Source organism: Nocardia cyriacigeorgica, from assembly GCF_029868385.1.
Classification (GTDB): domain Bacteria; phylum Actinomycetota; class Actinomycetes; order Mycobacteriales; family Mycobacteriaceae; genus Nocardia; species Nocardia cyriacigeorgica_F.
The window spans coordinates 81971-96027 of the sequence record NZ_JARWNX010000038.1; the positions used below are offsets into that span (position 1 = coordinate 81971).

Annotated in this window: 14 protein-coding genes; 3 read left to right on the forward strand and 11 right to left on the reverse strand. The window is 67.4% G+C overall.

All coding sequences use genetic code 11. The annotated features are described in order from the left end of the window. Positions 1 to 95: 95 nt before the first annotated feature. Positions 96 to 1568, reverse strand: coding sequence for a type VII secretion protein EccB (gene eccB / locus QH168_RS08720; RefSeq protein ID WP_280234020.1), 1473 nt, complete (start codon positions 1566 to 1568; stop codon positions 96 to 98). Between the two features lie 112 nt (positions 1569 to 1680). Between eccB and eccE the strand changes: the two genes are divergently transcribed. Then, positions 1681 to 3324 carry a type VII secretion protein EccE gene (gene eccE / locus QH168_RS08725; protein ID WP_280234021.1) on the forward strand — a complete coding sequence of 548 codons (1644 nt, stop codon included), beginning with the start codon at positions 1681 to 1683 and terminating at the stop codon, positions 3322 to 3324. A 45-nt stretch (positions 3325 to 3369) separates the two neighbouring features. Here eccE and QH168_RS08730 read toward each other — a convergent pair whose 3' ends face one another. Next, positions 3370 to 3930: an NADPH-dependent FMN reductase gene (locus QH168_RS08730; RefSeq protein WP_280234022.1), complete on the reverse strand. Its 561-nt coding sequence runs from the start codon at positions 3928 to 3930 to the stop codon at positions 3370 to 3372. A 30-nt stretch (positions 3931 to 3960) separates the two neighbouring features. After that, positions 3961 to 4770 (reverse strand): S-methyl-5'-thioadenosine phosphorylase, encoded by an 810-nt coding sequence (locus QH168_RS08735; RefSeq protein WP_280234023.1) that lies wholly within the window; start codon positions 4768 to 4770, stop codon positions 3961 to 3963. 253 nt (positions 4771 to 5023) lie between these two features. Here QH168_RS08735 and QH168_RS08740 point away from each other — a divergent pair, with 253 nt between their 5' ends. Continuing rightward, the gene (locus tag QH168_RS08740; protein WP_280234024.1) at positions 5024 to 5359 is read left to right on the forward strand and encodes a metal-sensitive transcriptional regulator; all 336 of its coding nucleotides are present in this window, start codon (positions 5024 to 5026) and stop codon (positions 5357 to 5359) included. Between the two features lie 4 nt (positions 5360 to 5363). Here the strand turns inward: QH168_RS08740 and QH168_RS08745 are convergent, their stop codons facing one another. From QH168_RS08745 to QH168_RS08760, 4 genes are all read right to left on the reverse strand, one after another. After that, positions 5364 to 6287, reverse strand: a complete 924-nt coding sequence (locus QH168_RS08745) for a TAXI family TRAP transporter solute-binding subunit (RefSeq protein WP_280234025.1) — start codon at positions 6285 to 6287, stop codon at positions 5364 to 5366. Next, entirely contained in the window at positions 6284 to 7729 is a 1446-nt protein-coding gene (locus tag QH168_RS08750) for a sensor histidine kinase (protein WP_280234026.1), read from the reverse strand. Before QH168_RS08750 ends, QH168_RS08745 begins: the two co-directional genes overlap by 4 nt. Before the next feature lie 61 nt (positions 7730 to 7790). Further along, positions 7791 to 8450, reverse strand: coding sequence for a response regulator transcription factor (locus QH168_RS08755; RefSeq protein ID WP_280234122.1), 660 nt, complete (start codon positions 8448 to 8450; stop codon positions 7791 to 7793). Positions 8451 to 8493: 43 nt separating this feature from the next. Continuing rightward, on the reverse strand, positions 8494 to 9864 hold the full coding sequence (locus QH168_RS08760) for an MFS transporter (RefSeq protein ID WP_280234027.1): 1371 nt from the start codon (positions 9862 to 9864) through the stop codon (positions 8494 to 8496). 223 nt (positions 9865 to 10087) lie between these two features. Between QH168_RS08760 and QH168_RS08765 the strand changes: the two genes are divergently transcribed. Continuing rightward, on the forward strand, positions 10088 to 10528 hold the full coding sequence (locus QH168_RS08765) for an Hsp20/alpha crystallin family protein (RefSeq protein ID WP_280234028.1): 441 nt from the start codon (positions 10088 to 10090) through the stop codon (positions 10526 to 10528). Positions 10529 to 10563: 35 nt separating this feature from the next. On the opposite strand, the gene QH168_RS08770 is transcribed toward QH168_RS08765, so the two are convergent. From QH168_RS08770 to QH168_RS08785, 4 genes are all read right to left on the reverse strand, one after another. Then, entirely contained in the window at positions 10564 to 11394 is an 831-nt protein-coding gene (locus QH168_RS08770) for an LLM class F420-dependent oxidoreductase (protein ID WP_280234029.1), read from the reverse strand. A gap of 46 nt (positions 11395 to 11440) precedes the next feature. Next, the gene (gene truA, locus QH168_RS08775; RefSeq protein ID WP_280234030.1) at positions 11441 to 12298 is read right to left on the reverse strand and encodes a tRNA pseudouridine(38-40) synthase TruA; all 858 of its coding nucleotides are present in this window, start codon (positions 12296 to 12298) and stop codon (positions 11441 to 11443) included. Positions 12299 to 12406: 108 nt separating this feature from the next. Then, positions 12407 to 12931: a 50S ribosomal protein L17 gene (gene rplQ / locus QH168_RS08780; RefSeq protein ID WP_280234031.1), complete on the reverse strand. Its 525-nt coding sequence runs from the start codon at positions 12929 to 12931 to the stop codon at positions 12407 to 12409. 49 nt (positions 12932 to 12980) lie between these two features. Continuing rightward, on the reverse strand, positions 12981 to 14039 hold the full coding sequence (locus QH168_RS08785) for a DNA-directed RNA polymerase subunit alpha (RefSeq protein WP_014349149.1): 1059 nt from the start codon (positions 14037 to 14039) through the stop codon (positions 12981 to 12983). Between the last annotated feature and the right edge of the window lie 18 nt (positions 14040 to 14057).

Here is a 14057-nt window from a genome sequence, read left to right on the forward strand (position 1 = left end):
ACAAGGGATCACAGTGATGGACACCCGGTCAGCACCACGCCGATTGGGCAGACAGGCGTGTGTGAGCCGCTCGGTGAACGCGGCTCACCCGCCGCTCACTTCCCCGCTGCCACCGGCTGCTGGGCGGGGGATGGGTCCGGTGCTACGCCGTCGTGGGCCACCATGGCCTCTTCGCGGCCGAGGCTCGGTCCGTTGGCGAGCAGGCCGACGATGGGCCATGGGGCCGGTTCCGGGTTTTCCGGCAGGCCGAGTGCTTTGACGGCTTCGGCGTTCTTGATGCCGTAGCGGACGCCGGTGTCGGCGACGTAGAAGAGGCTGTCTTTGCGGCGGCTGTCGGGTTCGATGCCGGTGGTCTGGACGTAGGCGCCCGAGGCCGGGGGGATGTAGGCGGAGTCGGCGTTGGGGCCGGAGCCGTCGGCCTGGGCCAGCGGGACCAGTTTGGCCTTGTCCGACATCGGGAGGTTGATACCGACGATCACCGACAGCTCGGCCTGGTTACCGGAATCCTCGGTGGCGGTGGGGATCGGCTTCCAGGACAGGCAGCTGACCGGCTGATCCTTGGCGTCGATGATGGCCGGTGCGGTGACGGGGTAGTTCTCGACGCGCAGGGCATTGGAGACATCGGCCCTGGTCCGCACGGTCTGGTTGATCGTGGTGTCGCCGGTGGGCTGCGGATTGGAATTGCGGATGATGTCGGCCGTCAACGGTGAGATCCGCTGCAACCCGTCGCGCAGGACCACGTAGTTCTCGGCCTCACCGGTGGTCGACACCTGAACGACGGTGCCGTTGCGGAAGTCTCCCACCGGCTTGTCCGGAGTACCGCCCGGATCGACGATCTGCGGCGGCTCGATCTCGAGTACTTCGGGAATCGCATTCAGCAAGCCCTGGCTGATCGGCCGCGGTGTGTAGCCGGTGATGTTCAGCGCGTCGGTGACGGCGCGGTCGGTCATATCGACGCGAGCGCGCTTGTTGTCGTAGACCAGGTAGGTGGCGTCGTCGCCCTGCACGAGCAGCGCCTTGTCCGCGCCCATGATCGAGGCCTTCTCGCCCAGTTCCGGGTCGCCTGCCAGCACGGAGGTGGTGAGGTCGCGGCCGCCGTCCATCTTCATGGAGTCACAGACCGACCAGGCCCGGCCCGTACCGCCCTTGTCGAAGTTCAGCACGCCCGGCGCGCCGGGGATGCCGATCAGCGGACCGCGCGCCTTGCTGCCCAGCTCGGATTCCTTGACGATGACGGCCTCGGGCGCGTCACCGGCGGCCAGGCGCGCCGAAGCGATATTGAGCGCGGGGTGGACGACATCGTTGAGCACGACATACACCGCACCCGATTCCTTACCGATCAGGATCTTGTTGTCACCGATCTTGTCCTGCGGTCGCAGCAGGGCCAGCACACCACATCCGGCCAGTACGACGATGCCGAGGACCAACCCGGCGGCGTAGGCGCGCGACTGTGAGCGCATGGGGTCGTGCAGCATTCGCACGTCCCGGCGCACCAGGGCGTGCTCCATCCGGCGTACCAGGAAGCGGTAACCGCTCACCTGCCAGCGCGTGGTGGGTTTTGAAGGCATGTTTCCTCCCCCGAACAGTGCTCGCGTCCGCGGAACACAGTACAGTTCCCGAGGACTCTTGTTCAGCTCGGCCACACAGAAGTCGGCCGATACGGGTACTTGGGGGATGATCATGGCCGAACCTGTCGGCGCGGGACCGCGCCCGCTTCTGGGCCGCATCTCGCTGCGCAACCTGATGATCGCGCAATTCGTGGGGCTCATCGCGGGTGCGATCGCGCTGCTGGCCGGGCTCGGCGTCTGGCCAGCGGTCGGCATCGGTGTCGCGGTCGGTTCGATCCCACTGATCCCGGTGGGTCGGCGCGTGCTGCTGGATTGGATCGGTACCGGAGCCGGTTATCTGGCCCAGCGTGAATACGAGATCGGTGACACCGTCGACTTCCGCGGTCCCGACGGACGTTCACTCGGCCTGTACTGGGACGGCAGCCGCGTGGTGACCGTTGTCGAGGTCCTCGCCCCCAAGGGTGGACTCACCCGCATCGCCCGCACCACCGTGCACGCCTCGCATCTGCTGCCGCTGCCCGAGCTGGCGCAATGCCTGACCCAGCACGACATCCTGCTCAGCGGCATCGATGTCATCAGCCACGGGCACCGCAGCCGGGCGGGCACCCCGGCGGGCAAGATCTACGAATCGCTACTCGGTCCGCTGCCCGCCACCGCGCACCGCACGGTGTGGTTGGCCATCAGCTTCGACGCGGTGGCCTGTCCCGGTGCGGCCGAACGCCGCGGCGGCGGTAACGACGGCGCTTCCCGTGCGGTGACGGTCGCGACGCAGCGGATCATGCGTGCGCTCGAGGACGCCGACTGCAACGCCCGCATCCTCACCGCGCCGGAGATCCGGAAGGCGGTTCTCCAGATCACCGCCGGCTACGACCCGCGCACGCTGACCCAACGCTGGCGTTATGCCGAGCTGGGCAACAGCGTCAATATCGGCGGTGCGGTCGACCCGAAGCGGCTCGGCTCGGATCTGCTGGCGCAGCTGTGGGTGGCGCCCTCACGCGGTACGACGGTCGCGGTGCGGTTGCGGCCCGGCAGCAGCCGCGATTCGGTGAATATCGGTGCGGCGTGGCGACTCACGGCACGTGAGCTGCCCGAACGCACCAAGCGCGAGGGCATGGTTTCGATGAACGGCAGACACCGCGACAGCCTGCTCGCGCATCTGCCGATCGGTATCCCGGATGTCGATGACACGGTGCCGATGTCGGAGTATCCGATCGATGTGATCGGCGCGTTGCATCTGCCGTCGTCGGGTTGCGGGCAGTTGATCGGCTCCGATGACGAGGGCAACGGTGTCGCGGTCCGCATCATCGGTGCCGGTATCTCGACGGTGTATCTGGCCGGTGAGCTGTATCTGGCCCAGCAGCTGGTGTTCCGTGCCCTCGCGGTCGGCGAGCGCATCCTGATCCGCACCGACCGCGCGCATGCCTGGGAGAACCTGGTCACCACGATCGGCAATCCGGAGCGGTTGACCATCGCGGTGGAAACCCATCAGTCCGATGCCGGATTCACCGCGACCGTGGTCGACGGTGTGCTCGCGCCCGCCCCGCACGCCGGTGTCACCACAATCTATGTGACCGGTGACCCGATGGGCTGGCCCGCCACCAAACCGGATCTGTCGATCCAGCAGCCGGGCGCGATCGGCAACCGGGTGGTGTTGCGGACCGGTACCGCGCAGGTCGACCTGACCCTGGTGTCTATTCCGCGGGAGGCCACCTACATCGGTCAACCGCGTGGGCGCCGCGCCATGGCGCATCAGTAACCTCGCGCGGCGTTCGACGTCCGCCCTCATCGTCGGCGGGCGGCGTTATCCCGGATAGGGGTCCGAGGTCCGCGCGGACCGCAGAGTCCGCCCCCACCAAGCCAATTGGCGCAACATCCGTTCGGCCGCGTCGATGGCCGCACCATCCTGGGTTTCCCCTGCGGCGTCGAACCGTCTCTTGGCCTGGTGGAAGCTGACGGTCTCGCGGATCGACACCATATGGATTTCGGCGACGACCTGACGCAGCTGCTCGACCGCACGCAATCCCCCCGACAGCCCGCCGTAGGAGACGAACCCGATCGGTTTGGCCCGCCACTGCTGTTTGGCGCTGTCGAAGGCCGTCTTCAACGACGCCGGATAGCCGTGGTTGTATTCGGAGGTGACGGCCACGAAGGCGTCGGCGGCGTCGAGCCGGGCCCGGAACCGCTGTACCTCTGGTGTTTCGGTGAGGTCGGCGGGGAGCGGGGTGTCGATGAGATCGATGACGCCGGTATCGAATTCCGGCCGTTCGCGCACGGTGCGCAGGAACCAGTCGGCGACCACCGGCGCGAACCGTTCCGGTCGTACGCTGGCGACGATGACCTCGAGCCGCAACGGGGTGTCCACGGCGCGAGCCTATACCTGCGCGCCGGGCGGTCAGGGCAGTTCGAACGGCAACGAGACGCCGGCGTGCACCTGGCAGCGGGTACAGGTGCCGGTACCGTCGACGGCAGCGATCGCGCGCCGGATCAGCGCTTTGAACGGGGTGATGTTCTTCTCGAACTCGGCGAAGACATCGGTGGCGTGCACACCGTCGCCCGCTTCCAGTCCGGCGTCCAGATCGGTCACCAGAGCGACTGCGGCGTAACACATTTCCAGTTCGCGAGCCAGGACTGCTTCGGGGTGGCCGGTCATGTTCACCAGTTCCCAGCCCTGCGCGGCGAACCAGCGGCTCTCGGCGCGAGTGGAGAAACGCGGGCCCTGCACCACGACCATGGTTCCCGCATCCCGCATCGGTAGAGTGCCGTCGGCGGCGCCGATGGCGGCGGTGCGGAGTTCGTCGCAGTACGGATCAGCGAAGGATACGTGCACTCCGCCGCCGTCGAAGAAGGTCTGTGGACGACCCGAGGTGCGGTCGACGATCTGGTCCGGGACGGCGATCGTGCCCGGCCCCCACTCGGGGCGCAAGCTGCCCACCGCGCAGGGCGCGAAGATCCGGCGCACCCCCAATGACCGCAAGGCCCACATATTCGCCTGATAGGGCAGCGTGTGCGGGGAGTATTCGTGCCGTTTGCCGTGGCGCGGCAGGAACGCGACGGGCCGTCCCTCGACCTCGCCGACCGCGATCGGCGCGCTCGGCACACCGTAGGGTGTGTCCACCTCGACGGCGGTGGCCTCGTTGTCGAAGAAATCGTAGAAGCCGCTGCCGCCGATGACGGCGATCGCGGGCCGGTCCTTCGGGCTCATGACGACAATTGTCCCCGCTTCGACCGCACCCGGTGCCGAGGGGTGCGGGGATCGGCGGCCATGATGCGTCAGGCTGCACGGCGGCGGGCCGGTGTGGTGTCGACTATGTGCGGTATGGCGCCAGCGCAGCCGAGCAGCGGGACTGCCCCGAACGGCCGGTAACGCGCTCACCTGACAATACCTGCACAGCAGTGTACCCTAGGGGGGTATTGATATCGGGCCGCCGACCAGGCGGGCAACGAGGAGGCAGTCGGTGACACCCAGCCCGTCGAACAACGACCACGACCACGCCACGCACGACCATTCGTCGCACGGTTACATCACCGCGAAGGACGACTATCTCAAGCGGTTGCGCCGTATCGAAGGCCAGGCCCGCGGTTTGCAACGCATGGTCGAAGAGGAGAAGTACTGCATCGACATCCTGACGCAGGTCTCCGCGATGACCAAGGCGCTACAAGCGGTGGCGATGGGCCTGCTCGAGGACCACATCAGCCATTGCGTCGTCGACGCGGCGGTGGCGGGCGGCCCCGAAGCCGACGCCAAGATCAAGGAAGCCACCGACGCCATCGCCCGGATGGTGCGTTCCTGACGGCTCAGCCGTGCCAGCGCCGATAGACCTCGGCGGCACCGGGATGTAGCGGCACGGTTCCGGTGCCGATCAGGAATCGCCCGTCCAGGAACTGGGTGCCCGCGGCCTCGGCGGGCACCAGGGCATCGGCATGCCAGACCAGCAGTTCGACAATCGCCGCCGCCGCCTCGTCGGGCAGGGTCGCGGCGGCGAGCAGCAGGTTGGCCACGCCGATCGTCTGCACCGCCGGACTGCCCGGATAGGCATCGGCGGGAATCGCGACCAGGTCGTAGACGGGGCCGTATCGTTGCCGCATCGGCCCGGCCAGTGCGCCCAGATCGACCAGACGCATGGTGTCCGGCACGGTCAGCGCCGACGTCGGCACACCACCGGCCCACAGCAGCGCGTCGATCGAGCCGTCGGTCAGCGCCTGCGCCGCCTCCCGCAGCGGGCGATGTTCCACGATCACATCGACCGCGGGATCGAGACCGGCGGTCGCCAGCAGCCGCCGACCCGTCACCGCGGCGCCCGACCCCTCGGCTCCGAGATTGACCCGCCGCCCGCGCAGATCGGCGACCTCCTCGATCGTTCCGTCCGTGCGCACGGCCAGTTGGAGATAGTTCTCGTACACCCGCCCCAGCGCCAGCACTCGCCCACCGTCATCGCCCGCCGAATCCGCCAAGGCCAGCGCGGTATCGACGGTGCCTTCGGCGAGCATTGCCAGATTCTGTTGTGAGCCGGCGGTTTCCACGGGTTCGATGCGGACCACATCGGATTCGGTCGCGGCCGTCGCTGCCAGCAGTCGCGCGAACGCGAAGTAGAAGCCGCCGTCCTCGCCCGACGCCAGCCGCACCGTCGTCCGGTCGTTCGTGGCACAGCCGAAAACACTCGCCGACGCGAGCGCGGCCAAGGCCAGAACGCGGCGTCGTGATATCGACGGGCCGTTCATCGGCTTACCTCCGGCAGGCGGATCACGACGGCGAGACCGTGTGGCCGGACGGGCTCCACCGTCAACGTGCCGCCCCTGGTCTTGGTCAACGCGTGTGCGATCGACAGTCCGAGACCGGTACCACCGGCCACCGCCCCTGAGCCGCGGAAGAACCGCGAGGTGAGCTTATCGATCTCGTCCGGTTCGACGCCGGGCCCGTCATCGGCGACCCGGACGATCACCCAGCCGGGCTCGGCCAGCACGTCGACGACGGTATGCGCGCCGGAGCCCGCGTATCGGCACGAATTGCTCAGCGCCACATCGAGAATCTGCGCCAGCGCCGCCGAACCGATCGCCGCTTCGGTGAGTGCTGAAGCATCGTCGGTGGCCTCCCCGGCGGACAACCGCATATCCGCCGCGTCGAACGCGGATATCCACGAGTCGATCCGGTCCGCCACCACCTGATTGGCATCGCAGCGATCGTCGGCGGGTGCGGCGGCGCCGAAGGCCACCGGAGCCTGCGCGACCGCCAATTCGAGCAGCGCGTCCAGCAGTGCGGTCAGCCGGTCGACCTCGGCGCTCGCGCCACGGAAAGTCGCCGCCGCGCGTTCGGGGACGGCCGCACCGAGCGAGTCCAGGCGGATCGTCAATGCCGCCAACGGGTTACGCATGGCGTGCGCGGTATCGGCGACGAGTTGACGTTGCGCGTCGGCGGAATCGGCGACGGCGGCGGCCATCGCATCGACCGATTCGGCCAGGGCGCGTACCTCGGGTGGTCCGCCGTACCTCCGGGTGATCGGCGCGGCCGACGGCTCGCCGGTGGCGACCGGTGGCGCGTCCGGCCGGGGTTTGGGCAGTGTCGCGGTGAGATCGGCGACCGCCTCCGACATCGCGGCGAGCGGACGCAGCACCCAACGGCTGAGCACGAGGGCCAACAGGATGAACACCGCCATCGCACCGACCGCACCGAGCGCGATCACGGCCCACACCCGCGCGATCGCCGCCCGCGCCGCCGAGGTGGACGCCTCGATCACCACGGCGCCGTTCACCTGCACACCGGTACCGACCGGACGCGCGATGAGCATCACCGGATCGCTCCACGGCGTCAACCGATCCACCTGCTGTGGACGCTGATTGCGCCGCGCCGCCGCCACCGCGCCCATGATCCGCGGATCGCTCACATCGACCCCGGCATTGACGATCGGCGCCCCGCGCGCGTCCACCACCAGCACGTTCTCCCCGTACAACTGGTGATAGCGCCCGACCTCGTCGGCGAGGGCCTGCACGCCGCCGGTCGACCCGACGCCATCGGCCAGGGTGGCGAAGCGTTCCGCATCGCCGGAGCGGCCGAGCACCAGGTGCTGCGTGCGACTGGTCGCCGCCGTCAGCGACAGCGGGATGGCGAAGGCGAGCACGGCGATGGCCGCGAAGACGGTGAGAACTACCAGCAGGCGGCGGCGCATCCCGGCCTCCCGGTCAGTGAGTCGCGGAGCCACCGCGCTCTCGGCCCGCCCGAGACCCGCATCATTCGCCCCACCGGTACCCGTAGCCGCGGATCGTGGTGATCAGGCCGGGTCGGTTCAGTTTCGCCCGCAGCCCGGTCATGTGCACATCGAGCGATCGGGAGACCGCGACGAACGCATCGCCCCAGATCCGATCCATCAACTGCTGTCTGCTCACCGCCGAACCAGGCCGTTCCACCAGCACCTCGACGAGCTCGAACTCCTTCTGGGTGAGCGCGATCGGGGCACCGGCCACCTCGACCACCCTGGCGCGCAGGTCCACCCGCACGTCACCGGTCACGACCTCGGTCCGCTCCTGCCGCGCCACCACGGCCGCGCGCCGCATCACCGTCTCCAGCCGCGCCATGAGTTCGGCGATCCGCGGCGGTTTGACCACATAGTCGTCGGCGCCGCCGCGCAGCCCGCGCACGATGGATCGTTCATCGCTGCGCGCGGTCAGGATCAGCACCGGCATCGCACTGACCTCACGCAGTTGACGCAGGATCTGCAAACCATCGGCGTCGGGCAGCCCGAGATCGAGAATGACGGCGTCGTAGTCACGGTGGGCGATGAGCAGATCGGCCCCGCGGCGCATGCGTTCGGCCCGGTAGCCGCGCGCTGTGAGCGCCTCCACCAGGGCATCGCCTACGCCGTCGTCGTCCTCGACCACCGCCAGCCGCACGCGCCGATCCTCCCACAGCAGGATCGGCGCGTGTGCGGTTCGGTCAGCCACGCACGGCGGCCATCTCCCGTTCCGGTTCGGCCGGACCGGCGTCGACGGTGGATTCGGCGTCGATGGTGGATTCGGCCGAGGTCTCCCGCATGAAGTAGTAGGTGATCAGCGAGATGGCGATACATCCGGCGACGTAGAAGAAGTACAGCGATTCCAGACCCGCCTTCTTGAGCGCGAGGGCGATCATTTCGGCGGTGCCGCCGAAGATCGCGACGGTCAGCGCGTAGGGCAGGCCGACGCCGAGCGCGCGGATCTTGGTCGGGAACAGCTCGGCCTTCACGATCGAATTGATCGAGGTGTAGCCGGTGACGATCACCAGCGCGGCCATCATCAGCCCGAAGGCCGCGAACGTGTTGGTGGTCTGCGACAGCACCATCATGATCGGCACCGTCAGCAGCGTTCCGCAGACACCGAAGAAGATGAGCAGTTTGCGTCGACCGATCCGGTCGGACAAACCACCGGCCAGCGGCTGCAACACCACGAAGAACAGCAGCGCGATGAAGTTGATCCAGGCCACGGTGTCCTTGGAGATACCGGAGGTATTGATCATGAACTTCTGCATATAGGTGGTGTAGGTGTAGAACGCCACCGTGCCACCGAGGGTCAGGCCGACCACGAGCAGGCATTCCCGCGGGTATTGCAGCAGAACCCGCAGCGAACCGCGGGTGCCGTTCGCCGCGTCGGTGGTGGTTTTCGCCTCGTCCGCGACGGCCTTGAACGACTCCGATTCGTCCATCCCGCGCCGCAGCAGCATCACCACGATCGCACCACCGGCGCCGATCACGAACGGAATCCGCCAACCCCAGCTGTGCATCTGGTCGGAGGTGAGGATCTGCTGCAAGACGATCTGCACACCGAGCGCGGTGAGCTGACCGGCGACCAACGTCACGTACTGGAAGCTGGAGTAGAACCCGCGACGCCCAGGCGAGGCCACTTCCGACAGATAGGTCGCGCTGGTGGCGTATTCGCCGCCCACCGAAAGCCCCTGCAACAGTCGCGCCAGCAACAGCAGCACCGGCGCCGCGATGCCGATGGTCTGGAAACTCGGTGTGAGCGCGATCATCAGCGAACCGGCCGCCATCACCGTCACCGACAGGGTGAGCGCCGCGCGGCGGCCGAAGCGATCGGCATATCGGCCCAGCGCCCAGCCACCGATCGGGCGCATGATGAAGCCGACCGCGAAAACCGCCGCCGTCGAGAGCAACTGGGCCGTCGGATCACCGTCCGGGAAGAAAGCCTTCGCGAAATAGACGCTGAACGCGGCGTAGACATACCAGTCGTACCACTCGACCAGATTGCCGATCGATCCGCGCAGCACGTTCGCCACTACTCGCCGTTCACCGCTGGCGTGTGTCGTTGTCACCTGGACCCTCCTCTATCGGCGCGGCATTGCGCCATCGGAGTCCACTGTGTCGGCAGTCACAGGGTGAACGGAAGCGGCTCGGACGGTTCCTAACTTTCCCTTAGGACGATCGCCGCGAAATCTGGCACTCTCGGGTAGAGAGTGCTAATTTTGGAGGTGCACAGCTTCCGGCGACCGTCGCCGTGACGATCGCCGTCGTACAGGAAAACGGGAGGTGATTGCTGTGCTGAGGTTCGATCCGTTCCATGACATCGATACCGTCGCCCGCCAGCTGCTCGGTGAGACCGGTACCACGCGCGCTCCGCGCTTCATGCCGATGGATCTGTTCAAGGCAGGCGACCACTACGTCCTCAATGCCGATCTACCCGGCGTCGATCCCGGTTCGGTCGATGTGAGCGTCGACAACGGCACGCTCACCCTGCGCGCACAGCGCACCGCACCCAGCGACGAAGGCGTCCAATGGATCGCCTCCGAACGCTTCGCGGGCACCTATATGCGCCAGCTGTCGCTCGGCGACAATATCGACACCGACAACATCAACGCCGCCTACAACAACGGGGTCCTCTCGGTGACCCTGCCGATCGCCGAACGGGCCAAGCCCCGCCGCATCGAGATCAGCAGCGGCGGTTCGGGTCCCAAGACGATCGAGGCCGGTTCGAGCTGACCCGTCGGGCCGGACCACCCGGCCCGACGTCGCGCTCAGGCCGGACGGATCAGCTCCGGTGCGAGTGCGCGCAGATCGGCCAGGTAGTCGGAGCCGAGCGGCTGGACCGCGATATGGTCGGCGCCCGCGTCCAGGTGGGCGCGCAGCCGCTCGGCTACCGCGGCCGCCGAACCGTGCACCGCGAGAGCATCGACAAGGGCATCGCTACCGGGGGCGGCGACATCGGATTCGGTGAAACCGAACTTGCGCAGATTGCGGACGTAGTTGCCGAGGCCCAGATACACCTGGAGGGGCGGGCGGGCCGTCGCACGGGCACGGTCGGCGTCCTCGTCCAGCACGAATTTGTGTTCGACGACGAGCCCGGCGGGCCCGAGGGTTTCCCTGGCGAAGGCCGTATGAGCGGGCGGAACCAAATACGGCAGGGCGCCGGCACTACGTTCGGCGGCCAGCTCCAGCACTCGCGGACCGAGCGCGGCCAGGGCGCGGCGGCTGCGCGGCACACCGGCCTCGTCCAGCTCGTCGAGGTATTCGACCAGTGCGTCATAAGGCTTGCGGTAGGTGCCATTGAACTCGGGATGACCTGCACCTATTCCGAGCAGGAAGCGGCCGGGGAACCGCGCTTCGATGCGGTGGAACGAGGCAGCGACCTCTGCCGCGGGAGCCGTCCAGATATTGACGATGCTGGTGCCGACATGCAGCGTCTCGGTGGCCGCCAGCAGATCTTCGACCACCGGCAGCTCGGCCGGCGGTGAGCTACCGAGCCACAGCGTGCCGTAGCCGAGTTCTTCCAGCTCCTTCGCATCCTCGGGAGTGAAGCCCGTGTAGCCGCGCCATGCACCGAATCGTCCGAGTCCCTCGATTGTCATACCCGGAGCGAACTACGGTGCGGGCAAGTTTATTTCCGTGGCACGATCAGCTACCGCAGCAACCGCCCTCGACGGGCACCGTGCGCAGTTCCCTGGTCTGCGCATTGCGTGCCGCCAGATCGGCGTCGGCCGGATAGTCGACAGCGATCAGACTCAACCCGTGCGCCGGCGCCACCGTGACAGCGCTGGAGCGGCTGCGCTCGTTCAACAGCTGTGCCGTCCATTCGGGCGTGCGTCGCCCCTCCCCTACCGCCAGGACGGCGCCCACCAGACTGCGCACCATCGACCAGCAGAACGCGTCCGCGCTGACATGGGCGGTCAGCAGATCACCCTCGCGGGTCCACTCGAATCGCTGGAGTTCACGCACCGTGGTCGCGCCCTCGCGCCTGCGGCAGAAGGCAGCAAAATCATGCAGCCCGAGCAGGTTTCGCGCTGCCGCCCGCATGGCATGCAGATCGACCTCGGGACGGCAGGGTACAACGCCGCGCGCCTGGAGCGGTTCGGCACCGTAGCGGGCCGTGGTCAGCCGATAGGCGTAGTGGCGGCGGATGGCCGAGAATCGGGCGTCGAAGTCGGCGGGTGCCACCCGGATGTCCTTGATGCGCACATCCTTCGGCAGGAAGCGGGCCATACGATGGATCAACTTGCCGGTGTCGATCTCGGCCACGGTATCGAAATGCGCGACCTGACCCTCGGCGTGCACACCCGCATCGGTACGTCCGGCGACGGTCAACTGGACGGTCTCGCGCAGCACCTTGCCCAGTGATTCCTCCAGCACACCCTGCACCGTGCGCAGGCCGGGCTGCCGGGCCCAGCCGATGAAATCCGTGCCGTCATAGCTGATGTCGAGTCGGTACCGCGTGGTCTCCGCGGCCTCGACCTCGTTCGAATCCTGCCCGCTCACGGCCCTCTCCTCGACAACGAACGAGCCCGCCCACCCGGGGAACGGGTAGGCGGGCTGGTTCGGCGAATTCAATGCGTCATACGGGTCCCGGAGCACCGGGACCACGAATCACGCCTTGTCGTCGGCCTTCTCGTCCGCGGTGGCCTCGGCCTCGGGAGCCTCGGTCGTCTCCTCGACAGCCTCGGCGGCCTTGTCCTCGGTGGCTTCGGCGGCGGGCGCCTCGGCCTGCTTGGACGCGGCGACACGACGAGCGCGATCGGCTTCCCTGGTCACGGTCTCGCCGCGAACCAGTTCGATGACCGCCATCGGCGCATTGTCACCCTTGCGGGGCAGCGTCTTGGTGATGCGGGTGTAGCCGCCCTCACGACCCTCGAACGAGGGGCCGATCTCGGCGAACAGCGAGTGCACGACATCCTTGTTGCGGATCACCTTGAGCACCTCGCGACGGTCGGCAAGAGTGCCGCCCTTCGCCTTGGTGACAAGCTTCTCGGCATACGGGCGCAGCGCCTTGGCCTTGGCCTCGGTGGTCGTGATCCGACCGTGCTCGAAGAGCGCCGTGGCCAGATTGGCGAAGATCGCCTTCTGGTGCGACGCCGACCCGCCGAAGCGGGCACCCTTCTTGGGCTTGGGCATTGTTGGTTCTCCTTGTGTGAGGCCGTTCCGGGGCGCCTACCCCAGCAGCCTAGAGCTGTTCGGTTTCGGCGTAGTCCTGCTCGCCGCCATCGTTGTCGCTGAAATTGCCGCTGTCGGACCAGGTTCCGGTGGCCGCGTCGTAACCCACCACGCTGGAGGGGTCGAACGAGGCCGGGCTGTCCTTGAGCGAGAGGCCGAGCGCATGCAGCTTGACCTTGACCTCGTCGATGGACTTCTGGCCGAAGTTACGGATGTCCAGCAGATCCGATTCGGTGCGTGCGACCAGCTCGCCGACGGTGTGCACACCCTCGCGCTTGAGGCAGTTGTAGGACCGGACCGTCAGGTCCAGATCCTCGATCGGCAGACCGAACGAGGCGATGTGATCCGCCTCGGCCGGCGAGGGGCCGATCTCGATGCCTTCGGCTTCGACGTTCAGCTCACGGGCCAGACCGAACAGCTCGACCAGGGTCTTACCCGCCGAGGCGAGCGCGTCCCTGGCGCTGATGGAGTTCTTGGTCTCCACGTCCAGGATGAGCCGGTCGAAGTCGGTACGCTGCTCGACACGGGTGGCCTCGACCTTGTAGGTCACCTTGAGCACCGGAGAGTAGATCGAGTCCACCGGGATCCGGCCGATTTCCGCACCGGACGCCTTGTTCTGCACCGCCGGGACATAACCGCGACCGCGCTCGACGACCAGCTCGATCTCGAGCTTGCCCTTGTCGTTCAGGGTGGCGATGTGCATGTCCGGGTTGTGCACCACGACGCCGGACGGCGGGACGATGTCATCGGCGGTGACGGTCCCCGGGCCCTGCTTGCGCAGGTACATGGTGACCGGCTCGTCCTCCTCCGAGGACACGACCAGACCCTTGAGGTTCAGGATGATGTCGGTGACATCTTCCTTCACACCGGGGACGGTGGTGAACTCGTGCAGAACGCCGTCGATGCGGATGCTCGTCACCGCAGCCCCCGGAATCGAGGACAGCAGGGTACGGCGCAGCGAGTTGCCGAGGGTGTAACCGAAGCCCGGCTCGAGGGGTTCGATGGTGAACTTCGAGCGGTTCTCCGCCACGACCTCTTCGGTCAGGGTCGGACGCTGGGAAATCAGCATGTGGATCATCCTCCTTTT

Coding starts and splice junctions, on each gene's coding strand:
- eccB (WP_280234020.1), bottom strand. CDS start 1,568: ATGCCTTCAAAACCCACCACGCGCTGGCAGGTGAGCGGTTACCGCTTC.
- eccE (WP_280234021.1), top strand. CDS start 1,681: ATGGCCGAACCTGTCGGCGCGGGACCGCGCCCGCTTCTGGGCCGCATC.
- QH168_RS08735 (WP_280234023.1), bottom strand. CDS start 4,770: ATGAGCCCGAAGGACCGGCCCGCGATCGCCGTCATCGGCGGCAGCGGC.
- QH168_RS08745 (WP_280234025.1), bottom strand. CDS start 6,287: ATGAACGGCCCGTCGATATCACGACGCCGCGTTCTGGCCTTGGCCGCG.
- QH168_RS08750 (WP_280234026.1), bottom strand. CDS start 7,729: ATGCGCCGCCGCCTGCTGGTAGTTCTCACCGTCTTCGCGGCCATCGCC.
- QH168_RS08770 (WP_280234029.1), bottom strand. CDS start 11,394: ATGACAATCGAGGGACTCGGACGATTCGGTGCATGGCGCGGCTACACG.
- rplQ (WP_280234031.1), bottom strand. CDS start 12,931: ATGCCCAAGCCCAAGAAGGGTGCCCGCTTCGGCGGGTCGGCGTCGCAC.
- QH168_RS08785 (WP_014349149.1), bottom strand. CDS start 14,039: ATGCTGATTTCCCAGCGTCCGACCCTGACCGAAGAGGTCGTGGCGGAG.